We start from the raw sequence: 24,871 nt of genomic DNA, 5'->3' as shown, positions 1-24,871 counted from the left end.
CGCTTATGGAATGAGCACAGTTTTTCCGGTTGTGGCTCGCGACTCCAGTGCGCGATGAGCATCAGCAGCGTCTTTGAGATCGAAGCGTTCGTCAACGCTGAGTTTTAGGACACCTTCAGCAAGCCAGCCGAAAATCTCACCGGCCCGCCAGGAGACTTCATCACCGGTGAGCGTATAGAAGGCCAGGCTTGGACGTGTGACAAATAGCGATCCGCTGGAATTGAGACGCTGGAGATCAAACGGTGGCACCGGGCCGGAAGCCGCACCGAATAACACCATCATCCCGCGGGTCCGCACGGCACTCAGCGAGGTGTCGAAAGTGTCGGCGCCTACACCGTCATACACAACATCCACCCCGACCCCATTGGTGATCTCGCGTAGCTTCTCGCCAAAGTTGTCATAATCGAAAACGTCATCGGCTCCAGCGTCCAGTGCAATCTGGCGTTTTTCCTTCGAGGAAGCCACCGTATAGACGTTGGCACCCAGGTGCTTACACATTTGGATCAGCAGTTGCCCCACCCCGCCGGCGCCCGCGGTCACAAACACATTGTGGCCATCCTTGACTTCAAACGTTGACCGGCACAAATAGTGTGCGGTCATGCCCTGCAATGGAATTGCTGCGGCCTCGACCAGGTCTATCGTGTCTGGCACGGGCAGGAGTTTATCGGCCGGTGCCACGAAGAATTCCGCGTAGGTCTCAGACGCCGAAGCTGTAGCGACCCGATCGCCGACCGCTACGTCGGCGACGTCTTCTCCAACGGCAATGACCGTACCGGAAGCTTCTGAACCGGGGATGAATGGGTATTGAACATCGTAGAGGCCCGACCGCTGGTAAGTTTCAATAAAGTTGAGGCCCGCAGCTGCTGTTTCTACGAGGACTTGGCCGGCACTTGGGGTCGGCACCGGAACTTCTCGCCACTCGAAGTTCTCTGGGCCGCCAGCATGAGTGACAACGGCCGCGTGCATGTTTTCTGGGAGTTCTACGGGAATTTGAGTCATAGTTGATACGTTACATTTCCGCAGGGAGCACCGCTAGAAATGCTATCCTGCATAATTATTACGACTACTGCATATTTTAGTGTTAGGCTGGGGTTCATGACTCTTCGTGTAGCTGTATCCGGAGCCAGTGGCTATGCCGGTGGAGAGGTCCTACGACTGTTGACCTCCCATCCGCACGTCGACATTGGTTCTATCACCGCCCATTCCAATGCAGGCCAGAAACTGGGTGGCCTGCAACCACACCTGCATGCTCTAGCAGACCGTGTATTGGAACCAACCGAGGTCGAGGTACTGCGCGGCCACGACGTCGTGTTCTTAGCGTTGCCCCATGGTGCCTCAGCTGAAATTGCGGCTCAGCTACCCGACGACACGCTGGTCATTGACGCCGGAGCGGATCACCGCCTGAGCGACAGTGCGATGTGGGAGAAGTTCTATAGTTCCCCACACGCCGGGACCTGGCCATACGGCCTGCCGGAATTACCCGGCAATCGCGAAAAACTCACCGATGCAAAGCGCATCGCTGTACCCGGTTGCTATCCCACCGGCTCGATTCTTGGACTAGCACCCGGTTTTACCGCCGGCGTATTGCACACTGATGATGTCGTTATTGTCGCAGCCTCGGGCACCTCAGGTGCCGGAAAATCACTGAAACCCCACCTATTGGGATCCGAAGTTATGGGCGGTATGAGCCCCTACGGCGTCGGTGGGTTACACCGTCACACCCCAGAAATCATACAAGGCCTATCTCAAGCTGCCGGCACGGACGTTTCGTTGTCTTTCACGCCGACTCTCGCCCCGATGTCGCGTGGCATCTTGACCACGGCGACCGCCAAATATCTGCCCGGCACCTCGGCCGAAGACATCCGCGCGGCCTGGGAAAAAGCCTATGCCAACGAGCAGTTCGTACACCTGCTGCCGGAGGGCCAGTGGCCCACCACAAAATCCGTGCTGGGCTCAAACCACGTCGTGATGCAGCTAGCCGTGGATGAAACCGCCGGCCGCGTCATCGTGGTAGTAGCAGTCGACAACCTGACCAAAGGCACCGCCGGGGGAGCCGTCCAGTCGATGAACATCGCCCTGGGCTTCCCGGAAGAAACCGGACTGTCCGTTCAAGGAGGGATCGCACCGTGAGCCTGACACAACCAACTGGTTTCACAGCTTCGGGCGTCGCAGCTGGCATCAAAGCATCCGGCGACCTCGATCTTGCATTAATCGTGAACAACGGCCCGCGGTATAACGCTGCTGGCGTGTTTACCACGAACCGGATCTCTGCTGCGCCTGTCCGCTGGTCCCAAACTGCGATCCAGAATGGGCAAGCTCGAGCCGTGGTGCTCAACTCTGGGGGTGCCAATGCGTGCACCGGTGTCGAAGGCGATCACGACGCTGCGGCTATGGCCGACCATACCGCCAAGGCCCTCAACATCGCCGCCGACGACGTCCTGGTGGCCTCGACCGGCCTGATCGGCGAGCGCCTGCCCATGGAGCAGGTCGTATCGGGTATCCCGACCGCCGTCGACGCCCTGACCGCTGATGGCTTAGAAACCGCAGCCCAGGCGATCATGACGACCGACACGGTTCATAAAACCGCCCAAGCAGTCGGTGGCGGCTATACGGTCGCCGGTATCACCAAGGGTGCCGGCATGATCGCCCCGGGCATGGCCACAATGTTGGCCGTGGTCACCACTGACGCCGTGGTTGATTCAGCGCTGGCACACGAGCTGCTCACCGAAGCTGTCAGCACGACGTTCAACCGTGCGGACTCCGATGGTTGTATGTCCACAAACGATACCGTCATCCTCATGGCATCGGGCGCCTCCGGTGTCACACCCGATCGCGATGAACTCCAAGAACATCTTCGTGACGTATGCGGTTCGCTGGCGCGCCAGATCATTGGGGACGCCGAAGGGTCAACTCGCGATATCGCCGTCACCGTGCACGGTGCGGCCACAGAGGCCGAAGGCGAAGAGGTCGCGCGCGCAGTGACGCGGTCAAACCTGTTCAAAACTGCGATGTTCGGCCAGGACCCTAACTGGGGTCGCATTCTGTCGGCAGTTGGTACTACAGATGCCCAATTCGATCCGACGACTATCGATGTTGCCGTCAATGATGTCATGGTGTGCCGCAACGCGGGAATTGGCGAAGACCGCAACCTGGTGAAGTTCGACGACCGCGAAGTCCATGTTGATATCTACCTGAAAGCCGGAGAGCACACGGTAACCGTGTGGACCAATGACCTGTCGTACGACTACGTGCGTGAAAACGCCGAATACTCCTCTTAGAAAACATCACTTATGACAACACCACCACGCGATATGCCCAAGGCTGCCGTAAAAGCGGCCGTGTTGATCGAGGCGCTGCCCTGGATCCAAAAATTTGCCGGTACCACCATGGTCATCAAATACGGTGGCAACGCTATGGTCTCTGACGAGCTGCGCGAAGCATTCGTCCAAGACATGGTGTTTTTGCACCACTGCGGCATCCATCCGGTTGTCGTCCACGGCGGCGGCCCGCAGATCAATGAGATGTTAGACAAACTCGACATCGCTTCCGAATTCCGTGGCGGCCTGCGAGTCACAACCGAAGAGACCATGGAAGTTGTGCGCATGGTGCTCACCGGCAAAGTCGGCCGCCAACTCGTTGGTTTGATCAACGCCCACGGCACCTATGCAGTTGGGATGTCGGGGGAGGACGCTGATCTGTTCGTTGCTCATCGCACCAAGCACGTCATCGACGGCGAGCAGATCGACCTCGGGCTGGTCGGCGACGTCGTCAACGTCAACACCGCTCCAATCACCGATTTGATCGCCAACGGACGCATCCCGGTTGTGTCTTCTGTGGCCCCCGAAGTGGACCCACAAACCAATCAGCCCACCGGGCAGGTGCTCAACGTCAATGCCGATACAGCGGCCGCTGAACTCGCTGCAGCGCTAGGGGCGGCGAAACTTGTGGTTCTAACCGACGTCGAAGGACTCTATGGCGACTGGCCCGATCCGTCGTCGCTGATCACTTCGATCACTGCAGACCAGCTGCGCGGCATGCTCGGCAGCCTTGAATCGGGCATGATCCCGAAAATGCGGGCCTGCCTGACCGCCGTAGAGGCAGGCGTCCCGCAGGCTCACATCGTCGATGGTCGTCAACCACACTCGATGTTGCTAGAAATCTTTACGACCGCCGGCGTCGGCACTCAAGTCACACCATAGGAAATTCATGACAGAAAATCTGCTGGAACGCTACCAGCGTTCCATGACCAACATGTTCGGGACCCCAGCTCGAGCCCTCGTCAAAGGCGAAGGCGTGTACGTCTGGGACGCCGATGGCAAACGCTACACCGACCTTCTAGCCGGCATCGCGGTTAACGCTCTGGGTCATGCGCACCCGGCGATCGTTGATGCCCTCACCGAACAGGCCAAAACCTTAGGACATATTTCCAACCTGTTCACCTCGCTGCCACAGGTTGGGCTCGCCGAGCGTCTTTTGGCGATGGCGGGCATCTCCGAGGGTGCTGCATTCTTTGCAAACTCTGGGACGGAAGCCAATGAGGCGGCCTTCAAGCTTGCACGTCGTCATAGCCATGCCCAGGGTGGCAGTCGCCCTAAGGTCATTGCGCTGCAAAACGCTTTCCACGGTCGCACCATGGGTGCGCTGGCTTTAACCTGGAAGCCGCAGTACCGTGAACCATTCGAGCCACTACCCGGTGGGGTTGTTTTCGTGCCTGCCGGGGATATCGACGCGCTGACAACCGAGATGGACGACACCGTGGCCGCCGTCATTATTGAACCCGTTCAGGGTGAAGCCGGCGTTCGTGACTTCCCACCCGGATACCTCCAGCAGGTTCGCCAAGCCTGTGATGATCATGGCGCTTTGTTGATTTTCGATGAAATCCAATCGGGCATTGGCCGGACCGGTACCTGGTTTGCCTTCCAGAACCCAGAAATCACCGGCACCGACGAACCCGTGTTTCCGGATGCCATGACCCTTGCCAAAGGCCTGGGCGGTGGCATGCCCATCGGCGCGCTGGTCACCTTTGGTAGCGAAGTCTCCGAACTGTTTGCTGCAGGCCAACACGGCACCACATTCGGTGGCAACCCGCTGGCCACGGCAACCGCGTTGGCGGTCTTGGACACCATCGAATCCGAGGACCTGCTCGACAATGTCCGCTCGGTCGGGGCCTATTTAGCGCAATGCCTCCACGCGTTGCCGATCGTCAAAGCGGTCCGTGCCTATGGTTTGTGGCAGGGAATTGAACTCGATACCGCGGCTATTATGGCACAGGGTATGCGCTTGCCCGACGGCGGTCTGGCACCAAAAGTCGTGGCTAAAGCGCTGGACTACGGGTATATCATCAACGCCACCGATGAGACCACGCTGCGACTAGCGCCACCGCTCATCATTACGATCGACCAGGTCGACCCGCTCATCCAAGATTTACCCAATATCGTTGCTGAAACAGTTGCAGAAGCGAACTAGCCGACCGAGCCTCAAGGAGCGGGATGATGCCCAACACACCACGACACTTTTTAGTTGATACCGATCTCGCCCCGGCGGAACAGGCCGAAGTACTGGATCTAGCAGAGATCATGAAGCAACGTCGGTATGATTTCCAACCGCTGGCCGGACCCCAGACGGGGATCGTGATGTTCGATAAGACCTCGACGAGAACTCGCGTTTCCTTCGCCGCTGGGCTGACTGAGCTTGGTGGGAGCCCACTGGTCATCAACCCGGGCGAGTCTCAAATGGGCCACAAAGAGTCCATCTACGATTCGGCAAAAGTATTCGAACGCATGGTCTCGGTCGTTATCTGGCGCACTTATGCCCACGCTGGGATTCAAGAGCTGGCCGACAACTCGGCCATCCCCGTGATCAATGCCCTGACCGATGATTACCATCCCTGTCAGGTACTTGCCGATTTGCAGACCATTCGCGAAGCCAAAGGCACGACCCAGGGCCTGGCCATGACATACCTTGGTGATGCTGCCAATAATATGGCGAACTCTTATCTGCTTGGCGGAGCTACCGCTGGCATGCATGTTCGCATCGCCGGCCCCGAAGGGTTCCTGCCCGATGACGCAGTTGTGGCCACAGCTACGCGCCGGGCGGAGATGACAGGTGGCTCGATCCTTGTCACGACGAATGCAGCTGATGCCCTGGCTGACGCTGACGTGGTGGTAACCGACACCTGGATCTCTATGGGTCAGGAAGATGAAACGGAAATGCGCCTGGAATTATTCAAAGAATATTCCGTTGATGCAGACGCGATGGCGCAAGCTGCTGGTGATGCCATCTTCCTGCATTGTCTGCCTGCCTACCGCGGCTATGAAGTGTCGCCAGAAGTCATCGACGGCCCACAATCCCGAGTCTTTGATGAAGCAGAAAACCGTCTGCACGCCCAAAAAGCGCTCATCGCCTGGCTGCTTTACGCATCAGGGCTGGCTGAGATTCCAGCAGACCTGTCTCTTCCACACGCGATGGCTTCTCGAACTAAAGCACAATAGCCATGAGTACTCCGATGACCAAGGCCGCACGACAGCATGCGATTAGAACGGTGTTGGGAACCCAGATAATTCGTTCCCAGGCCGAACTCGCCGAGGCACTTACCCAGCGCGGAGTCACGGTCACTCAGGGGACTCTATCTCGTGACCTGGTAGACATCGGGGCAACCCGAGTGCGAGACGAATCCGGTCACATGATTTACCAAGTGCCTCATGACATCGGAATTGCTGCGCATTCTACAGAGATGACTGAAGTACGTTTGTCGAGTTTGTGCAAAGAGTTGTTGTTAGACGCCGATGGCTCAGCAAACATCGCGGTATTGCGGACCCCACCGGGGGCAGCCCAGTTTCTGGCTTCCGCCATTGATCGTGCACGACTGGTCTCGGTCTTGGGCACCATCGCCGGTGACGATGCGATCATGGTCGTGACTCGTGATCCGGAAGGTGGGCAACAAGTGGCCCAAAATTTCATTGCCTACGCAGAGCAGGAACCTAAACCGTAGTGTTGTTAATAGACAATTGCTCGGTTCGCGATGAACCGAGCAATTGTATCTTTGAGGACTTTCAACCTGGAATTAGAACGTCCATTCTAAATCAGAGATCTCATCTGCTGGGGGAGTCTTGAATAGTTCAACTTCGTTGACATTCGTGAAAGCATGTGTGGCAGTGTTTCCACCGGATGTCGCATCGACCTGAACGAGTTCAGAGGTCTCTTTTAAGAAGTAAAACGAGACAGCTTCAGAACCGGTATACAGATCCGAGTCGTTGCCTGCGGTCGCCGGCACAGTGTACTTATAAACTTCTTGGCCTTCTAACTCGGTTTCTTCGGCCTCAACCGTTTCAAGCTCCTCTTGGGATAAGTCGTCGATGAGGGCAAACGCAGTCTCAGTAGTCGTGGCAAATTCGTCTTCAATGCCCATCGTGTCCTCTAAACCGGATTCTGGAGCTTTGATCCATTGCCCTTCAGCCCCCGGCAGCGTAAACAGTTCATCTTCTGCGCCCTCTTGTGGGTCAAGCTTCAAGAATGCCGTCGCCTCATCGATCACCAGAAATTCCAGCGTCCCTTGGTCCGCAGTAATTGTCACGTGGTGGTTGTCTTGCTCTGTTTGCCCAGACCATTCAATGATGGAGATGTCTTCGTCATGAACACCGTTGGGGTCACTCCGAGTGTAGGTAAAGGAGCTCGCTTCGCTCATCGACTGTTTGGCTGATTCTGAAATTTCCGTCAAGCTTGGGGGCCCACCGCCGCAAGAGGCAAGTGTCCAAGCCGCGATAACGCCCAGTCCTGTGGCTGTTAACCAGCGTTTCGGTTTCGTCATCGTTTGATTCAAAATAACTCCTCGTATTGGTACACCTGCTGTTCCACAGGTGGCGGCCTGGCACCGGCTTTTCGGTGTTCGGTCTAATCTGTCGGTCACTACTTTTCGTATTCGGACAAAAACTGCCCCATTTCATCCAAACCCATGGCGCTAATCGTGGCGCGCGCTGATTGAGGTCCTAGATCTGGATCTGCACCTGCATCTAACAGTGTTTTCGCAATAGCTGTGTTCTGCATGAATACCGCACAAGTGAGCGCGGATTGACCTCGATTATTGAGCGCGTTGACATCAGCGTCCCGAGCCAGCAGGACGTCTATGATCTGTGCTTGTTCTCGATAGGCGGCCAAGATAAGGAACGTGTCGCCGTTATGATTGCGAAGGTCGACCGGAATACCCTGGTCGATCACGGATGACAGGGCTTGTACCTGCCCCTCTCGCGCGTAATCAAATAAGGTATTGAGAAACGCGATTTGTTCGTCAGTGAGTTCCGGCTGCTCTTGGGCTTCGTTGTCGGTCATATAAGTAGTTTAGACAATTTCGCATAGCTACTGAGACGCCAGGCATCACAGGGTAAGACTCTGAGCTGTATATCGGTACGTCTGCCATTCCACATCGTCAGTGAAGCGTCAACACTGTGTGGCGAACATTTCGGTCTTACGTAGTCGTAGGGCTCTCCACCGACCCATTTATTGGTAGTTTTGAACTAGAGAATTCCTGCGCGAAAAGAGGTTGCACCGATATGGCTGATACAGCATCACACGGCACAAATGAAGGGTCCTTGTGGGGTGGTCGATTTTCAGATGGGCCTGCTGACTCGCTGGCAGCGTTGAGCAAATCAACGCACTTCGACTGGCGACTGGCGAAATATGACATCGCTGGCTCCCGAGCGCACGCTCGCGTGTTGCACAGTGCCGGACTGCTCAGCGACGAAGAACTCCCGAAGATGTTGGCAGCGCTAGATCAACTTGAGCAAGATGTTGTGGCCGGTACCTACGTCGCAGCTGAATCCGACGAAGACGTTCACGGCTCGCTAGAGCGCGGTCTACTAGAACGAGCCGGAGAAGAGCTCGGTGGCAAACTGCGCGCGGGTCGCTCTCGCAATGACCAGATCGCCACGATGGGACGCATGTTTCTACGCGATCACGCCCGTGAGATTTCGTCATTGTTGTTAGAGGTTATCGATGCACTCATCACCCAGGCTGAAACCCACCCGTATGCACCCATGCCCGGTAGAACACACTTGCAACACGCCCAACCGGTCCTGCTATCCCACCATCTGCTTGCCCACGCTTGGGCTTTCTTCCGCGACCTGCAGCGCTTCATAGACTGGGATCGTCGCGCCGCAATCAGCCCCTATGGATCGGGTGCTCTGGCCGGCTCGTCGCTTGGACTCGATCCAGAAGCTGTCGCCCACGATCTTGGATTCGAATCGGCGGTCTGGAACTCAATCGATGGCACCGCGGCACGTGACGTGTTTGCTGAATTCTCCTGGATCGCGTCCATGGTCGGGGTGAACCTGTCACGCATTTCAGAAGAGATCATCTTCTGGGCGACGAAAGAGGTCAATTTTGTTACCCTCCATGATGCATATTCCACTGGGTCGTCAATCATGCCGCAAAAGAAAAACCCGGATATCGCCGAGTTAGCTCGCGGTAAATCTGGGCGACTACTGGGCAACTTCACCGGACTCATGACCACACTGAAGGCACTCCCGCTGGCTTACAACCGGGACCTGCAAGAAGATAAAGAACCGGTCTTCGATGCAGCAGATACTCTCGAGTTACTTTTGCCAGCCTTTGCCGGCCAAATCGCTACCTTGACTTTCAACACCGAGCGCATGGCCGAGTTAGCACCCGAAGGATTCGCTCTGGCAACCGATATCGCCGAATGGTTAGTACGCCAGGGGGTCCCTTTCCGCGTAGCCCATGAACTCGCCGGTGAAGCTGTTCAGGTGGCAGAGTCCCGCGGAGTCGAACTGTGGGATCTCACCGAAGAAGAGTACGCCGATATCTCCGAACACTTGACTCCCGAGGTTCGGACGGTCTTGTCAACCGAGGGTTCCTTAAACTCCCGATCCTCACAGGGCGGTACCGGACCCGAGGCAGTCGCGGACCAACTGGTCGAGTTTAAACGGCAGCTAGCTGAAATCCGGGAGTTTGTCGCCACAAATCCTACCGGGCTGCGCTAAGGAGCCAGTAGACTAGGGGGTCGAAACAAGCGGAGTGCTAGCCTAGGGTTAGCAGCAAAGGAGCCTTGGTGACCGACCACTACGCGTCTACCGACACTACCTCGTGGTACCAGCAGCAGCTGGATGAAGAGCGTGACTATGTGTCGAGACTCTATGACCGTCTTGACGTGCTGAGAGACGAAAAGAAACAACAACTGGCGCGCATTCAGGCTCAGGGTCTCCAAGGGTCCTTTCAAAATCAATCCGAGCGCGATTCATTCGCCAGTTTGTATCAAGACCGCATTAATCAGCTGGCTGCGGTGGAAGAACAGCTTGTGTTTGGAAGGCTTGATACTGACGACGAGGTATCCCGGCATATCGGTCGCATTGGATTATCCGATGACCAACAGACTCGAATCCTCATTGACTGGCGAGCCCCTGACGCTGCCCCGTTCTATCAAGCAACTGCTGCTAACAGGCAAGGGGTGGCCCGGCGTCGTCACATCATGATGAGCGGGCGAACAGTAGAGTCCTTTGAGGACGACGTTTTGACCTCAACCGAGTCTGGGCAAACTTCTCAAGCGCTACTCTCTGCTGTCAGCGCGCCACGGACCGGTGCAATGGGTGACATCGTGAGCACAATTCAACGTGAGCAAGATGAAATCATCCGTGATGCTATGCGCGGGGTTTTAGTGGTACAAGGTGGTCCCGGCACTGGCAAAACCGCGGTGGCTCTTCACCGTGCTGCGTATCTGCTCTATACCTACCGCGACCGACTGGCTAAATCGGGGGTTTTGCTGGTAGGCCCGTCAGAAGCGTTTATGAACTACATTGACCAAGTTCTGCCGTCCTTGGGTGAGACCGGGGTGGTTATGCGTTCTTTGGGCACGCTCTATCCTGGAATCGAAGCACAACCCGAGCCCGATCCGGTTGCGGCTGAGATCAAAGGCCGACTCGTGATGCAGGAAGTCATCGCTAATGCGGTGGCGTTACGGCAACGAAACATCCCAAAAACCACGTGGGTCACCGTAGATGGCATTCGTCTACGCGTCAGACCCATTCAGATACGGCGTGCCATTGGCCACGCGCGGGAATCCGGAAAACCACACAACCAAGCACGAGAAGTGTTTGTCGACCACATGGTACGTACCTTATACGACCAGATGCGGGATATCGTCAGTCCAAAACGCGAGGACGGTTTAGTCAATAAGGCCGACCGATCCTACCTACGCCAAGAGATTCGACAATCACGGGACGTGCGTCGACTACTGAACCTATGCTGGATGCCACTGACGCCCACCGGACTAATCAATGAGCTATTGTCTCAGCCCAAATATTTGGTCGACGCCGCTCCAATGTTGACTGCATCAGAGATCCGCAACTTGCTGCGCGAACCGAAGGCACCCTTCACCGAGGCGGATGTCCCACTCATCGATGAAGCCGCCGTGATGTTGGGGGATCTCGTCACTGACGTTGGCCATGGAGCGAAGAAATCTCAGCAGCGGGATCTCGATACAGCAGAAGCTGCCCTCGAGAATATGCACTACACGCTCGAGGACATTGGTGTCGATGGAGTGGTGACAGCCGAGATGCTGGCAGCAGCACAACAACCTGAGGGTACCTGGTATTCCATAGCCGATCGTGCACAACGTGACAGAACTTGGACATACGGTCACGTTGTTGTTGATGAGGCGCAAGAACTTAGCTACATGCAGTGGCGGATGCTGTTTCGTCGGTCACCGCTGCGCTCGTTTACGATCGTCGGCGACTTAGCTCAAGCCTCAGGCGCTGATCCCAGCACTGACTGGGGTTCGGTCTTGGAACCGTTTGCACCCAATCACTGGCGCTTAGCTGAGTTGACGGTCAATTATCGTACGCCGGCACGTATCACCAGGGCAGCCGCTAACGTGGCGACCTCGGCTGGGCGACGGGTCACCACGCCGACTGCTTTACGAGAAGGTGACTACGAACCCGAATTGCAGTACACCAGTCCAGAAGAACTGGAAGAAGTTCTGCTGGCTGCGGTGAACCGTCAATTCCAGCGCATCCCGGAAGGACTTCTTGGTGTCATCGCCGTGGGGGAGGACTACTCCCAAGTGCAACCGGTCTTGGAGGAAAGATACCCAGGTCAAATCTGGACCGGCACCGGACGTCGTCGAGATCGCAATATCGCATTGGTGACCGCCCAGAATGCTAAAGGATTGGAATATGACGCGGTGATTATCGTTGAACCCCAAAATTTGGTGCACGATGCTGGGGACTCCGTTGGAAACCTCTACGTAGCTATGACGCGCGCAACCCAAACTTTGACACTCATCACGACAGCGTCCGAAGCGCAGCTGCCAGCTGGGCTACGAGACATAAAAATCCCGAATTCTTAGCGCACTCAACAGAAACTGGTAGTTTGATGACCGTGAGTAATGAAGAGTTTTTGAGTCGACAAGCCAATGATCGTTCTTTCGAGAATATTTGGCAGGAGTTGAAGTGGCGTGGCTTGGTTCACGTGTCCACAGATGAAGCCAAATTAGAACAAGCCCTAGCCGGGGACCCGATTCGTTATTATTGCGGCTTTGATCCCACTGCAGCCTCACTGCATCTTGGTCACTTGGTGCAGTTGCTGCTGTTGCGTCGACTACAACTGGCAGGCCATCATCCGGTGGCGCTCGTCGGGGGTGCGACGGGACTCATCGGCGACCCACGCCAGACCTCTGAACGGTCTCTCAATACGCGCGAAACCGTTGAAGGTTGGGTTGAATCACTGCGTGAGCAGATTGAACATTATCTCTCATTTGAAGGTGACAACGGTGCAGTCATGGTCAACAATCTCGATTGGACCGGGGGCTTAGCCGCGCTTGATTTCTTACGAGACATCGGCAAGCACTTCCGGGTTGGCACTATGATTCGCAAAGAAATTGTAGCATCGCGTCTGGAGTCAGAAGAGGGAATTTCCTACACCGAATTCTCATATCAAGTCCTTCAAGGCATGGACTTCATGGAGCTGTTCCGGCGCCACAACGTGACTCTTCAAACCGGTGGCTCGGATCAGTGGGGCAACCTCACCTCTGGTACCGAATTAGTGCGCAAGGTCGAAGGTCAGCATGTTCATGCCATGGGGACGCCGTTGATTACCAACGCCGATGGCACGAAATTTGGTAAATCCGAAGGTAACGCTATTTGGCTCAATCCGCAAATGTGCTCGCCCTATGCGTTCTACCAGTTCTGGATCAACACTGCAGATGCCGATGTTGTCGAGCGTTTGAAAGTGTTTACGTTCCTATCTCGCGAAGAGATTGAAGACTATGCACGCAAAGTCGCAGATGAACCCTTCCGACGTGAAGCCCAACGTCGTCTCGCTTGGGAAGTGACATCACTTGTACACGGCGAAGAACAGACCCAGCGCGCTATCGATGCATCGGCTGCACTGTTTGGCCGTGGGGAACTCGAAGACATCGACGCTACTACCCTCGAATCAGCCGGCGCGGAACTACCGACGGCGAAACCCCGAGACCTCGATACTCAAATGAGCATTGTCGATCTATTGGTAGCTACTGGACTGGAAGAATCAAAGTCTGCGGCTCGACGCACCGTCAAAGACGGTGGCGCGTATTTGAACAACAACAAAGTCGTCGATCCTGAGCAGCTGTTCACGACAGACGATGCACTACACAACAAGTATTTCGTAGTACGGCGCGGACGAAGAAATCTGGGGTTCGTCAACCTATCTTCAACCAATAGTTGAGATCTGCGACACAGATACAGATTAAATAGAGCAAATTTAATAGATAATCGTCCTAAATCGGCGGATTCATGCGGAAATGATCTTCAAACCGCATCGAGTCCGCCGATTTTGCATTCGGAATTTATCTGTGTATAGTTATCTCTCGTGCCCAGGGCAGACCGGAGACGGGAAGCGCTGAGACACAGAAGTTCTTTTAGAAAAATTTATACAACGATCCAGTCAGGACCACTATGTGGTGACTATTGCTTGCTGTTTCTGAACGCATGTTGAAATGCAAATGAACAGGGTATATAGTGAGAAACTGCCCCCGGGAAATCGAGGGCGAAGCCGATTTGACAAAGCGATTAGCACTCGTGCTAAGCTTGGAAGTCGGTCCTGATCAGACATCGAGTACGAAGTCAGATTTGTCCACGACAACAATTACATCATACGATGACAAGGTCTAAATTGCCAGAACATCGAGGTGTGAAAGAAGTCACGTGGTGCCAGTTTGACTCGACGAAAGATGTCGTTTAGTGTTGTGTTCTGCGCCGGTTTGGTGTGGTTCATGATGGTTTGGTTGTGGATCGTTGGTTGGCCTGTTTGGTTGGCGTGTCCCGTGTGGGGTGTGTTGGCTGGGTGGGTGTGGTTGTTTGAGAACTCAATAGTGTGCCAAGTTTGTTTGATGCCATTTGTTGTAAATGGTTGCTGTGGCGCTCCTACCTCCGTGGGTAGTGATCACAGCGATGCCAGGGGACCGGGTTTTCCGTCTGGTCCTGGTTTGATCGATGCGATCTGAACAGGTTTTGTTTGGAGAGTTTGATCCTGGCTCAGGATGAACGCTGGCGGCGTGCTTAACACATGCAAGTCGAACGCTGAAGCTCCCAGCTTGCTGGGGGTGGATGAGTGGCGAACGGGTGAGTATCACGTGAGGAACCTGCCCTGAACTTCGGGATAAGCCTGGGAAACTGGGTCTAATACCGGATAGGACATTCTACCGCATGGTGGGGTGTGGAAAGTTTTAACGGTTTGGGATGGTCTCGCGGCCTATCAGCTTGTTGGTGGGGTAATGGCCTACCAAGGCGATGACGGGTAGCCGGCCTGAGAGGGTGACCGGCCACACTGGGACTGAGACACGGCCCAGACTCCTACGGGAGGCAGCAGTGGGGGATATTGCACAATGGGGGAAACCCTGATGCAGCGACGCCGCGTGAGGGATGACGGCCTTCGGGTTGTAAACCTCTTTCAGTTGGGAAGAAGCCCTTTGGGGTGACGGTACCTTCAGAAGAAGCACCGGCTAACTACGTGCCAGCAGCCGCGGTAATACGTAGGGTGCGAGCGTTATCCGGAATTATTGGGCGTAAAGAGCTCGTAGGCGGTTTGTCACGTCTGCTGTGAAAGCTGAAGGCTTAACCTTCAGTTTGCAGTGGGTACGGGCAGGCTGGAGTGCAGTAGGGGAGACTGGAATTCCTGGTGTAGCGGTGAAATGCGCAGATATCAGGAGGAACACCGATGGCGAAGGCAGGTCTCTGGGCTGTTACTGACGCTGAGGAGCGAAAGCATGGGGAGCGAACAGGATTAGATACCCTGGTAGTCCATGCCGTAAACGATGGGCACTAGGTGTGGGGACCATTTCCACGGTTTCCGCGCCGTAGCTAACGCATTAAGTGCCCCGCCTGGGGAGTACGGCCGCAAGGCTAAAACTCAAAGGAATTGACGGGGGCCCGCACAAGCGGCGGAGCATGCGGATTAATTCGATGCAACGCGAAGAACCTTACCAAGGCTTGACATACACCGGATCGCCCTAGAGATAGGGTTTCCCTTCGGGGCTGGTGTACAGGTGGTGCATGGTTGTCGTCAGCTCGTGTCGTGAGATGTTGGGTTAAGTCCCGCAACGAGCGGAACCCCTATGCTATGTTGCCAGCACGTAATGGTGGGGACTCATGGGAGACTGCCGGGGTCAACTCGGAGGAAGGTGGGGACGACGTCAAATCATCATGCCCCTTATGTCTTGGGCTTCACGCATGCTACAATGGCCGGCACAATGGGTTGCGAGATCGTGAGGTTGAGCTAATCCCATAAAACCGGTCTCAGTTCGGATTGGGGTCTGCAACTCGACCCCATGAAGTCGGAGTCGCTAGTAATCGCAGATCAGCAACGCTGCGGTGAATACGTTCCCGGGCCTTGTACACACCGCCCGTCAAGTCACGAAAGTTGGTAACACCCGAAGCCGGTGGCCCAACCACCTTGTGTGGGGGGAGCCGTCGAAGGTGGGACCGGTGATTGGGACTAAGTCGTAACAAGGTAGCCGTACCGGAAGGTGCGGCTGGATCACCTCCTTTCTAAGGAGAATTACTATTCTCATAGTTATCTAGTGGCGCTGTCATTGGTTGTGCTCACCAGTCTGGTGGGTGCGGGCAGTGGTCACGTGGGTGGAACATCAAACAAATACATCAGCCTTGGCTGGTGGTCTGGGCCCAGGTCGGGCTCGGGTGCATGTAGTACTGGCCGGTAGCATCTGATGGTGTTGCGGGTAGGTGGAGGCATGGATCCGGGTGTCGGGTGGGTCGAAAAGATTTTGGTACACTGTTGGGTTTTGGAGCAACCACGAAATGTGCTGATTGCCCCCTGTGTGGGGTGGTTGGTGGTGGTTGTGCCCTGAGCATGACGGCTGCGGACTGGTTGGTTCGTGGTGCGTGTGTTCGTTGGGGTGTTGTTGATTGTAACTGTATAGTGGACGCGAGCATCTTATTTCTTGTGATTTTGTTGCATCAGCCGGTTGGTTGATGTGATCGTGATTGTTTGTGTATCTGTGCGACATCCTGCCTTGTGGTGGGATGTGTTTGCTTATTTTGTGGTGATTTACGATCACTGCCCCGGTTGGGGTGGTGGTGGGGTAAGTTGCTAAGAGCGCACGGTGGATGCCTTGGTACAAGGAGCCGATGAAGGACGTGGGAATCTGCGATAAGCCTGGTGGAGTTGATAACCAAGCGTTTGATACCAGGATCTCCGAATGGGGAAACCCCGCAGGTCTGCTTTCGGGTAGGCGTGTGACCGCTGGTTGAATGTATAGGCCAGTTGGAGGGAACGTGGGGAAGTGAAACATCTCAGTACCTACAGGAAGAGAAAACAATAGTGATTCTGTTAGTAGTGGCGAGCGAACGCGGATGAGGCTAAACCGGTCATGTGTGATACCCGGCAGGGGTTGCATGGTCGGGGTTGTTGGGGGCGTGTTGTGGTGTGCTGCCGTGCACCGCAGTGGCATGTGATGGTAGACGAACTGGTGTGGATGCCAGACCGTAGAGGGTGACAGTCCCGTAGTTGAAACCATGATGTGTGCTGTAACGTGTTGCCCGAGTAGCACGGAGTTCGTGGAGCCCCGTGTGAATCTGCCAGGACCACCTGGTAAGCCTAAATACTTCCTTGTGACCGATAGTGAATCAGTACCGTGAGGGAATGGTGAAAAGTACCCCGGGAGGGGAGTGAAATAGTACCTGAAACCGTGTGCTTACAATCCGTCCGAGCCTGCCTGTGGGTGGGTGAGGGCGTGCCTTTTGCAAAATGAGCCTGCGAGTCAGTGATGCGTGGCGAGGTTAACCCGTGTGGGGTAGTCGTAGCGAAAGCGAGTCTGAAGAGGGCGTTGAGTCGCGTGTTCTGGACCCGAAACGAAGTGATCTACCCATGACCAGGTTGAAGCGCGTGTAAGAGCGCGTGGAGGACCGAACCCACTTCAGTTGAAAATGGAGGGGATGAGTTGTGGGTAGGGGTGAAAGGCTAATCAAACTTCGTGATAGCTGGTTCTCCCCGAAATGCATTTAGGTGCAGCGTTACGTGTGCGTGCTGGTGGTAGAGCTACTGGTTGGCTGATGGGCCCTACAAGGTTACTGACGTCTGCCAAACTCCGAATGCCGGTCACGTTGAGCGTAGCAGTGAGACGGTGGGGGATAAGCTTCATCGTCGAAAGGGAAACAGCCCAGATCATCGGTTAAGGCCCCTAAGCGTGTGCTAAGTGGGAAAGGATGTGGAGTTGCTGAGACAACCAGGAGGTTGGCTTAGAAGCAGCCACCCTTGAAAGAGTGCGTAACAGCCCACTGGTCAAGTGATTCTGCGCCGACAATGTAGCGGGGCTCAAGCACACCGCCGAAACCGTGACAGCACCACAGTGTGGTGTTGGGTAGGGGAGCGTCGTGTTCGAGGTGAAGTCAGCGTGTGAACGGCTGGTGGATTGGACGCGAGTGAGAATGCAGGCATGAGTAGCGAATGACGGGTGAGAAACCCGTCCGCCGGATGACTAAGGGTTCCAGGGTCAAGCTAATCTGCCCTGGGTTAGTCGGGACCTAAGGCGAGGCCGACAGGCGTAGTCGATGGACAACGGGTTGATATTCCCGTACCAGGAGGTCACCGTCCCTGACGAGTTGGTGAGACTAACCACCCAAACCACCAGGTCAGCCTTCGGGCTGGTGTTGGTGGGGCGCGTGGGACCTGATCCAATGAGTCAAGCGCATTAACAGGTGTGACGCAGGAAGGTAGCCGAGCCAGGCAGTGGAATTGTCCTGGTCTAAGCGTGTAGGGCGTCTGGTAGGTAAATCCGCCAGACATGCAGCCTGAGACGTGATGGGCGCCCCCGTGGGGGGTGATTCGGTGATCCTATGCTGCCTAGAAAAGCATCGGCGCGAGGTGACATCTTGCCCGTACCCGAAACCGACACAGGTAGTCAGGTAGAGAATACTAAGGCGATCGAGATAATCATAGTTAAGGAACTCGGCAAAATGCCCCCGTAACTTCGGAAGAAGGGGGGCCCGGACCCTGACCCATCCTTGCGGTGGTGAGGGGATAAGGGCCGCAGAGACCAGGGAGAGGCGACTGTTTATCAAAAACACAGGTGCATGCGAAGTCGTAAGACGAGGTATATGCACTGACTCCTGCCCGGTGCTGGAAGGTTAAGCGGATCTGTTAGCCCACTTGTGGGCGAAGCGGAAAAGTTAAGCCCCAGTAAACGGCGGTGGTAACTATAACCATCCTAAGGTAGCGAAATTCCTTGTCGGGTAAGTTCCGACCTGCACGAATGGAGCAACGACCTCTCCGCTGTCTCTACTATGAACTCGGCGAAATTGCACTACGAGTAAAGATGCTCGTTACGCGCAGAAGGACGGAAAGACCCCGGAACCTTTACTATAGTTTGGTATTGGTATTGACTGGTATTTGTGTAGCATAGGTGGGAGACTACGAAGCCGCCACGCTAGTGGTGGTGGAGTCGAACAGTGAAATACCACTCTGGTAGCAGTGAATATCTAACTTCGGGCCATGATCTGGTCCAGGGACAGTGCCTGATGGGTAGTTTAACTGGGGCGGTTGCCTCCTAAATGGTAACGGAGGCGCCCAAAGGTTCCCTCAGCCTGGTTGGTCATCAGGTGTTGAGTGTAAGTGCACAAGGGAGCTTGACTGTGAGACAGGCATGTCGAGCAGGAACGAAAGTTGGGACTAGTGATCCGGCGACTCGTTGTGGAACGGTCGTCGCTCAACGGATAAAAGGTACTCCGGGGATAACAGGCTGATCTTGCCCAAGAGTTCATATCGACGGCATGGTTTGGCACCTCGATGTCGGCTCGTCGCATCCTGGGGCTGGAGTAGGTCCCAAGGGTTGGGCTGTTCGCCCATTAAAGCGGTACGCGAGCTGGGTTCAGAACGTCGTGAGACAGTTCGGTCCCTATCCTCTGCGCGCGTTGGAGAATTGCGAAGGTCTGTCCTTAGTACGAGAGGACCGGGACGGACGAACCTCTGGTATGTCAGTTGTACCGCCAGGTGCATGGCTGATTCGCTACGTTCGGGATGGATAACCGCTGAAAGCATCTAAGCGGGAAGCCGGCTTCAAGATGAATTCTCCTTATGAGGTCCCCAGCAGATGACTGGGTTGATAGGCCGGATGTGGAAGCACAGACTCAAGATGTGTGAAGCTGACCGGTACTAATAGACCAAATACTTACCTACACCCGTTAGCCATGGCAACATGGTCGGGTGTGTGCGGTGGGCAGCAAAAGGCCCACCAGACCCACACGATGGGCAGCACCGGGTACACGCAGCACGTCCACACAGGTTATAGGTCTCGCGTCGACTATACGGTTACAGCAACATCACCCCACCCCGCGCATGGCGGGGGTCGGGGCCGCGTCCAATACGAGAACAGCATAGTGTCAGGTCCACCCCCAACAGCCCGCCTGTTGGGACGGTACCCCACAGATTTCCCCCCCCCACCCCCTGCTAGGGGTGGTGTCGGGAGCACGGGTTACGGTGGTCATAGCGTGGGGGAAACGCCCGGTCCCATTCCGAACCCGGAAGCAAAGACCCACAGCGCCGATGGTACTGCACCCGGGAGGGTGTGGGAGAGTAGGACACCGCCGGACAACATTTATCGTAAGGCCCAAGTCAAGATTCTTGACTTGGGCCTTACGTCTTTAAGTAGCACTAATTTTCGGCTGTGTTATCGGTTGATCACACTCTGGCGGAGCACAGTGAGAGTTAAAACCGTATCCTCGAGAGTAGTAACGGAGTGCTTTTCTGGCGGGACTGGAAAAAGCTGCCCAGCAGAGATTTCCCAGGAGCGGTTATCACCATTGAGCCGTATTTTACCCTCAAGTACATGTACGAAGCCCTCTTGAGGGCTCTCATGCTCAGCCATTTCTTCACCGGCGAGTATTACTACAAGGGTTTGTCGAACGCCGTCTCCACGATATACCGTGCTTCCGGCTCGTCGTGCTACCGCGTTGTTCGCTGCATCCCGCAATACCTCCTGTTCAGCATTTAGATCGACTAGTTGAAGTTGGGCTGGTGGGTACGACACGAGATAACCTCCCTTTTCTTGGCACCGCCGCTGGTCACAGTGACAGTGCTACTCAAGTGCTTACACTGTACCTGAGAGGGCTCCGACAAGTCATTGGCACGCAGATCTAACCATGCCCACTAACGAGCCTTCAATCGATCAAAAGCCACGCCTGGCAAATGTCGGGTTAACAACACATTCAACATGGTTAGACTCTTGGCTATTTGTTGAGATGTAGGGACATACCTCTCTTGACCATGGCCCCAGGGCTGCGATGCCAACTACAAATCCTGAAGAAGCAGTATCGATTTGGAAATGCGCTGCGTAGCAGCTCCAAATTATGGTGTCTGTTGGATTGATGAAAACCAGGCTGGCCTTACCACCGTGAATGCAATACGCCGCTAACAGCTGATCACACAGTGATCCTAACCTCAGCGGCCTGAAAGTTGGTCGAAGCAAGAGGGCACGCAGGTATGGCCTTCGCGGACTAAAGATGAACGAGACTTCTTCTGAGAAACCGTCGCACATCATTTTTTGAGCCATCGCGACCTAGGAATCTCGCTCAGTAGGAGTACATACCCTGTCGAGAGCGTTGTTCGTGCTCATAAAGCCCAGCAATGCGCAGGCAGTCATGATAGCCATGATCGGTTGCACCACGGAATGGGCGACTTACACCCCGCTGGTCGAAAAAATACTGACGTACTACCCGCTGAACGTATTCAAGTAGAGCCGGGTCACGGTATCTTAGCTGACCGTTAATTGTCCATTAGGTTAAAGCCTCTCGTATTGGTGGTGCCGAGGTGAAATCCAGTTCAGCTACGAACCACAGCAAGGTCGAGATGACTTAGAGCGTCGGGGAACATACTCCATTTCATATAATCCGAAGTTCGCAGTGCGCAAATAAACAGATGGCCAATAAGCGGGTGCGCATCGTAAACCATCTACCCGACTAACGGCCGCCACTTGATGTTAGTGCGGCGTCGTAAGCGAACATAGGCTATACCCAGCGGCGATCGTCGAGCTTAGACTGGAGAACTATGACTGAAAATTCTGTGTTTGAAAGCCCAATTGTTGGTCGCCAGCTCTTCGGGCCGGGGCCCTGTAATCCGTATCCAGAGGCACATCTGGCCTTGAGTCTGCCCTTGCTTGGACACTTGGATCCGGCTTTCATTGATGTGATGGATGCTACCAGCGAGATGTTGCGCCAGGTGTGGGGCACGCAAAATCAGCGAACACTCCCATTGTCTGCGACCGGATCGGCCGGAATGGAAGCTGCCTTCGTCAACACGGTACGTCCAGGCGACGTCGTCGTAGTCGCTGTTAATGGCCTCTTTGGCGAGCGAATGGTAGAGGTAGCGGGTCGCCACGGTGCCGAAGTTATTCCCGTTGAGCATGAGTACGGTCGACCTGTTGATGTTGAGCGTGTTGTTACCGCCCATCCAAACCCGAAGATCATCGCTGCGGTGCATGCTGAAACGTCCACCGGTGTTGTTTCCGATATTCAAGAGCTCGGGCAGAACAAAGGCGACGCGTTACTATTAGCTGACTGTGTGACTTCCATCGGTGGCATAGAGATAAATTTGGATGCTTGGGGCGTTGATCTGGCCTACGCTGGCTCGCAAAAATGCCTGGGTGTAGCTCCAGGCTTGGCACCATTCACGATTTCAGACCGTGCGTTTGAACGTCGCGTTGAAAAACCTGCCAATTGGTACCTGGACCTCAATCTGTTGGGAGGCTATGCAACCGGATCGACCGGAGGCCAGCGCACCTATCACCATACGGCACCAACAGGAATGGTGGTGTCTTTGAAAGCTGGCCTGGAACGCATACTTGCCGAAGGGTTGGAGAGCGTTTACGCGCGCCACGCTGCAGCAGGACAAACACTGCAAGACGGATTGGAAGCTATGGGGCTCACCCTATTTGCGGAAGAAGGGGCTCGGCTTGCCCAGCTGACGACTGTTAATGTTCCTGAAGGTGTCGATTCGTCTGCTGTGCGGAACTTCCTGATGAGTAAATATAATTTGGAAATCGGTGCCGGGACTGGCGCTTATGCCTCCAAGATCTGGCGGATCGGTTTGATGGGGCATAACGCAACCGAGGCCAACGCGCACCTGTTATTGGCAGCACTCAAAGATGCGCTAGACCACGCCTAATCACCGACCGGATTGAGGAGTTGGGACCGGCACTTGGCCGGTCCCAACGTATTCCACAAGTAGCGCGCTAGAAGTCGATATCGTCTTGGGTCTCGGTAGTCATCACGGCGGCAGTGCCATTACGCTCAGCAACCTCAGCTACCGCTGCTGCAACAGCAGGGGCGACCTTCTGATTGAAGACCGAAGGGATGACGTAGCTGGGGTTCAGCTCTTCATCGGTGATCGTCCCGGAGATAGCATCCGCGGCGGCTACGAGCATGTCTTCAGTAATGTCGGACGCCCCGGCGTCTAACAGGCCGCGGAATAGTCCCGGGAATGCCAGCACGTTGTTGATCTGGTTCGGGAAGTCTGATCGGCCCGTCGCTACGACGGCGGCATGTTTAGATGCCTCGGTTGGCAAGATCTCTGGGTCAGGATTAGCCATGGCAAAAACGATTGCGCCATCATTCATTTTGGCAACGTCATCGGCGTCAAGCAGATTCGGTGCAGAAACACCGATGAAAACATCGGCACCCGCTAGCGCTTCTTTCAGGCTGCCAGAGAAGCCTTCGGCATTTGTGTTATCGGCAAGCCACTGGCGGTGCTCATCACGTTGGCTTGTGTTTGGCTCCAGTACGCCATTGCGACCAGCTGCCAAGATATGCCGGGCACCAGAAGCCTGGAGCAAACGGATAATGGCATGTCCCGCTGCGCCGACGCCTGAGACGACGATGCGAACGTCTTCGATCTTCTTGTCGACAACTTTCAGTGCGTTATTCAGTGCGGCTTGAGTGACGATGGCTGTACCATGTTGATCGTCGTGGAAGACTGGGATATCCAACTCTTCACGGAGCCGCGCTTCGATCTCGAAGCAGCGCGGGGCGGAGATATCTTCAAGGTTGATGCCACCATAGGCCGGTGCCAGCGCCTTGACGATCTGAATGATCTCCTCGGTGTCTTTGGTATCCAAAGCCACCGGCCAGGCATCAACGTTGGCAAATTGCTTGAATAGCACCGCTTTGCCTTCCATCACCGGCATTGCCGCTGCAGGGCCGATATCGCCCAGGCCCAAGACAGCGGTACCGTCAGTGACCACAGCAATAGTGTTGCGCTTGATCGTCAACTCGCGGGCGCGCTGTGGATCTTTTGCGATGGCCTTGCACACTCGAGCAACACCCGGGGTATAGGCCCGGGAGAGATCATCACGGTTGCGGACGTGGACTTTGGAAACTGTCTGAAGCTTACCGCCCTGATGCATGTGGAAGGTACGATCTGAAAGGCTCAATACTTCGAACCCCTCCACAGCTTCGATAGCGCCCTTGACCTCGCGACTGTGTTCTTTTCCTCGAGTGTTGCAGGTGAGGTTGATGATGTTGGACTCATGGCTGGCGTCAACTATATCTAAAGCGGTGATCGCGGCTCCGGCCTCGGCAACTACGGCGGTCAGGTCGCTGGTAGCAGTGAAGGTGGTTGGGGCCTGTACTTTGACAATGATCGAATAGCCGGGGCTAGGTGTTGCCATGTTTGATTGAACTCCTTGAACAGGTATCAAGCAGAGTCATAAAACCCACGACTCTGCATTGTGGTGGTTGAACGAGCGGCTCGTGTGCACTACCTGGCGATCATGGGGTAAATGACGACAGCACATGCAGCGGCACTGGCCTGGGTAAAGGCTCAAAGGCCACATGATTTGGAGTTGTTAGAATACCACGCTATGTCAGGCAGCCGATGAGAGTTCAGACTTATTGAGCCAGGCTGTGCAATTTTTGTGCAAAAGTCTAGTAATCAACCGTGAGTTGAATTACAGTTGTCGTTTATCGGAGCTTCGAAGATGCAGCATCTGATGCTGATCCTGACGCAGAGATTTGTCACCCACACGGTGGATATAGTCCACGCGTCAGCTGCCGGCTCTGCGAGAACACCGCGGATGCTATGAGTGATTTCGGCCCTACCTCTGTCCGGAGTTCTTGAGACCCGTTGACCTTCTGACGGGTCCCCACAGACCAGCCCCCTTTTTTATTCGGTGCATTCGATGCGCCTGAGGTCTTTGAGGAGACATCATGACTTCATTCCCAAATATTTCCCCTCGTTCAACGCACCTGCCGTCTTCCCAACAATTGCTGGCGAATTTTCCCGTCGGAGGAGCAGACCCGGACTTTGCGATCGAAGGATCGACGAGACCGAAAATTTGCGCTCTCCCTGTGGTGGGGAAACTGTTACCCCAGTGCAG

The 24,871-nt window shown here is 55.2% G+C and carries 15 protein-coding genes and 3 rRNA genes; 13 read left to right on the top strand and 5 right to left on the bottom strand.

The window, feature by feature from the left end; genetic code table 11:
* Positions 1-3 precede the first annotated feature (3 nt).
* Positions 4-999, bottom strand: a complete 996-nt coding sequence (locus tag FB556_RS07695; RefSeq protein WP_246057265.1) for a quinone oxidoreductase family protein — start codon at positions 997-999, stop codon at positions 4-6.
* 96 nt (positions 1,000-1,095) lie between these two features.
* Between FB556_RS07695 and argC the strand changes: the two genes are divergently transcribed.
* From argC to FB556_RS07665, 6 genes are read left to right on the top strand one after another with little or no spacing between them, the layout of a single operon-like run.
* The gene (argC, locus tag FB556_RS07690) at positions 1,096-2,130 is read left to right on the top strand and encodes an N-acetyl-gamma-glutamyl-phosphate reductase (protein WP_141866361.1); all 1,035 of its coding nucleotides are present in this window, start codon (positions 1,096-1,098) and stop codon (positions 2,128-2,130) included.
* Positions 2,127-3,278, top strand: coding sequence for a bifunctional glutamate N-acetyltransferase/amino-acid acetyltransferase ArgJ (argJ, locus tag FB556_RS07685; protein ID WP_141866359.1), 1,152 nt, complete (start codon positions 2,127-2,129; stop codon positions 3,276-3,278). The genes argC and argJ overlap by 4 nt, the downstream gene beginning before the upstream one ends.
* A 12-nt stretch (positions 3,279-3,290) precedes the next feature.
* Positions 3,291-4,199, top strand: a complete 909-nt coding sequence (gene argB, locus FB556_RS07680) for an acetylglutamate kinase (RefSeq protein WP_141866357.1) — start codon at positions 3,291-3,293, stop codon at positions 4,197-4,199.
* A 7-nt stretch (positions 4,200-4,206) separates the two neighbouring features.
* Complete coding sequence (locus FB556_RS07675) at positions 4,207-5,466, top strand: acetylornithine transaminase (RefSeq protein ID WP_141866355.1); 1,260 nt, start codon at positions 4,207-4,209, stop codon at positions 5,464-5,466.
* 26 nt (positions 5,467-5,492) lie between these two features.
* Entirely contained in the window at positions 5,493-6,491 is a 999-nt protein-coding gene (gene argF / locus FB556_RS07670; RefSeq protein WP_141866589.1) for an ornithine carbamoyltransferase, read from the top strand.
* Between the two features lie 2 nt (positions 6,492-6,493).
* Entirely contained in the window at positions 6,494-6,991 is a 498-nt protein-coding gene (locus FB556_RS07665) for an arginine repressor (RefSeq protein WP_141866353.1), read from the top strand.
* 72 nt (positions 6,992-7,063) lie between these two features.
* Here the strand turns inward: FB556_RS07665 and FB556_RS07660 are convergent, their stop codons facing one another.
* Positions 7,064-7,807 carry a hypothetical protein gene (locus FB556_RS07660; protein WP_141866351.1) on the bottom strand — a complete coding sequence of 248 codons (744 nt, stop codon included), beginning with the start codon at positions 7,805-7,807 and terminating at the stop codon, positions 7,064-7,066.
* A gap of 98 nt (positions 7,808-7,905) precedes the next feature.
* Positions 7,906-8,325, bottom strand: a complete 420-nt coding sequence (locus FB556_RS07655) for an ankyrin repeat domain-containing protein (RefSeq protein WP_141866349.1) — start codon at positions 8,323-8,325, stop codon at positions 7,906-7,908.
* A gap of 221 nt (positions 8,326-8,546) precedes the next feature.
* Here FB556_RS07655 and argH point away from each other — a divergent pair, with 221 nt between their 5' ends.
* The 6 genes from argH to rrf all read left to right on the top strand — a co-directional run bounded on the left by argH (position 8,547) and on the right by rrf (position 20,093).
* Positions 8,547-9,995: an argininosuccinate lyase gene (gene argH / locus FB556_RS07650; RefSeq protein ID WP_141866347.1), complete on the top strand. Its 1,449-nt coding sequence runs from the start codon at positions 8,547-8,549 to the stop codon at positions 9,993-9,995.
* Between the two features lie 68 nt (positions 9,996-10,063).
* Positions 10,064-12,355, top strand: a complete 2,292-nt coding sequence (locus FB556_RS07645) for a HelD family protein (RefSeq protein ID WP_141866345.1) — start codon at positions 10,064-10,066, stop codon at positions 12,353-12,355.
* A gap of 26 nt (positions 12,356-12,381) precedes the next feature.
* Complete coding sequence (tyrS, locus tag FB556_RS07640) at positions 12,382-13,713, top strand: tyrosine--tRNA ligase (protein ID WP_141866343.1); 1,332 nt, start codon at positions 12,382-12,384, stop codon at positions 13,711-13,713.
* A gap of 786 nt (positions 13,714-14,499) precedes the next feature.
* Positions 14,500-16,034: ribosomal RNA gene (locus FB556_RS07635) — 16S ribosomal RNA — on the top strand.
* A gap of 552 nt (positions 16,035-16,586) precedes the next feature.
* Positions 16,587-19,680 (top strand): 23S ribosomal RNA (locus tag FB556_RS07630).
* Positions 19,681-19,976: 296 nt separating this feature from the next.
* Positions 19,977-20,093, top strand: a 5S ribosomal RNA gene (rrf, locus tag FB556_RS07625).
* Together the 16S, 23S and 5S rRNA genes form the textbook arrangement of a ribosomal RNA operon.
* Before the next feature lie 77 nt (positions 20,094-20,170).
* Here rrf and FB556_RS13870 read toward each other — a convergent pair.
* Positions 20,171-20,530 carry a cupin domain-containing protein gene (locus tag FB556_RS13870; RefSeq protein ID WP_141866341.1) on the bottom strand — a complete coding sequence of 120 codons (360 nt, stop codon included), beginning with the start codon at positions 20,528-20,530 and terminating at the stop codon, positions 20,171-20,173.
* A gap of 1,016 nt (positions 20,531-21,546) precedes the next feature.
* Between FB556_RS13870 and FB556_RS07615 the strand changes: the two genes are divergently transcribed.
* Positions 21,547-22,662, top strand: a complete 1,116-nt coding sequence (locus FB556_RS07615; RefSeq protein WP_141866339.1) for a pyridoxal-phosphate-dependent aminotransferase family protein — start codon at positions 21,547-21,549, stop codon at positions 22,660-22,662.
* A gap of 67 nt (positions 22,663-22,729) precedes the next feature.
* On the opposite strand, the gene FB556_RS07610 is transcribed toward FB556_RS07615, so the two are convergent.
* A complete protein-coding gene (locus FB556_RS07610; protein WP_141866337.1) occupies positions 22,730-24,163 on the bottom strand; it encodes an NAD-dependent malic enzyme in 1,434 nt (477 codons plus the stop codon).
* Positions 24,164-24,871: the final 708 nt, after the last annotated feature.

This window comes from Enteractinococcus coprophilus (genome assembly GCF_006716305.1).
GTDB classification, from domain to species: domain Bacteria; phylum Actinomycetota; class Actinomycetes; order Actinomycetales; family Micrococcaceae; genus Yaniella; species Yaniella coprophila.
This window is presented reverse-complemented; position numbering and strand designations above follow the sequence as displayed.

Coding starts and splice junctions, on each gene's coding strand:
- FB556_RS07695 (WP_246057265.1), bottom strand. CDS start 999: ATGACTCAAATTCCCGTAGAACTCCCAGAAAACATGCACGCGGCCGTT.
- argC (WP_141866361.1), top strand. CDS start 1,096: ATGACTCTTCGTGTAGCTGTATCCGGAGCCAGTGGCTATGCCGGTGGA.
- argB (WP_141866357.1), top strand. CDS start 3,291: ATGACAACACCACCACGCGATATGCCCAAGGCTGCCGTAAAAGCGGCC.
- FB556_RS07675 (WP_141866355.1), top strand. CDS start 4,207: ATGACAGAAAATCTGCTGGAACGCTACCAGCGTTCCATGACCAACATG.
- argF (WP_141866589.1), top strand. CDS start 5,493: ATGCCCAACACACCACGACACTTTTTAGTTGATACCGATCTCGCCCCG.
- FB556_RS07665 (WP_141866353.1), top strand. CDS start 6,494: ATGAGTACTCCGATGACCAAGGCCGCACGACAGCATGCGATTAGAACG.
- FB556_RS07660 (WP_141866351.1), bottom strand. CDS start 7,807: ATGACGAAACCGAAACGCTGGTTAACAGCCACAGGACTGGGCGTTATC.
- FB556_RS07655 (WP_141866349.1), bottom strand. CDS start 8,325: ATGACCGACAACGAAGCCCAAGAGCAGCCGGAACTCACTGACGAACAA.
- argH (WP_141866347.1), top strand. CDS start 8,547: ATGGCTGATACAGCATCACACGGCACAAATGAAGGGTCCTTGTGGGGT.
- tyrS (WP_141866343.1), top strand. CDS start 12,382: ATGACCGTGAGTAATGAAGAGTTTTTGAGTCGACAAGCCAATGATCGT.
- FB556_RS07615 (WP_141866339.1), top strand. CDS start 21,547: ATGACTGAAAATTCTGTGTTTGAAAGCCCAATTGTTGGTCGCCAGCTC.
- FB556_RS07610 (WP_141866337.1), bottom strand. CDS start 24,163: ATGGCAACACCTAGCCCCGGCTATTCGATCATTGTCAAAGTACAGGCC.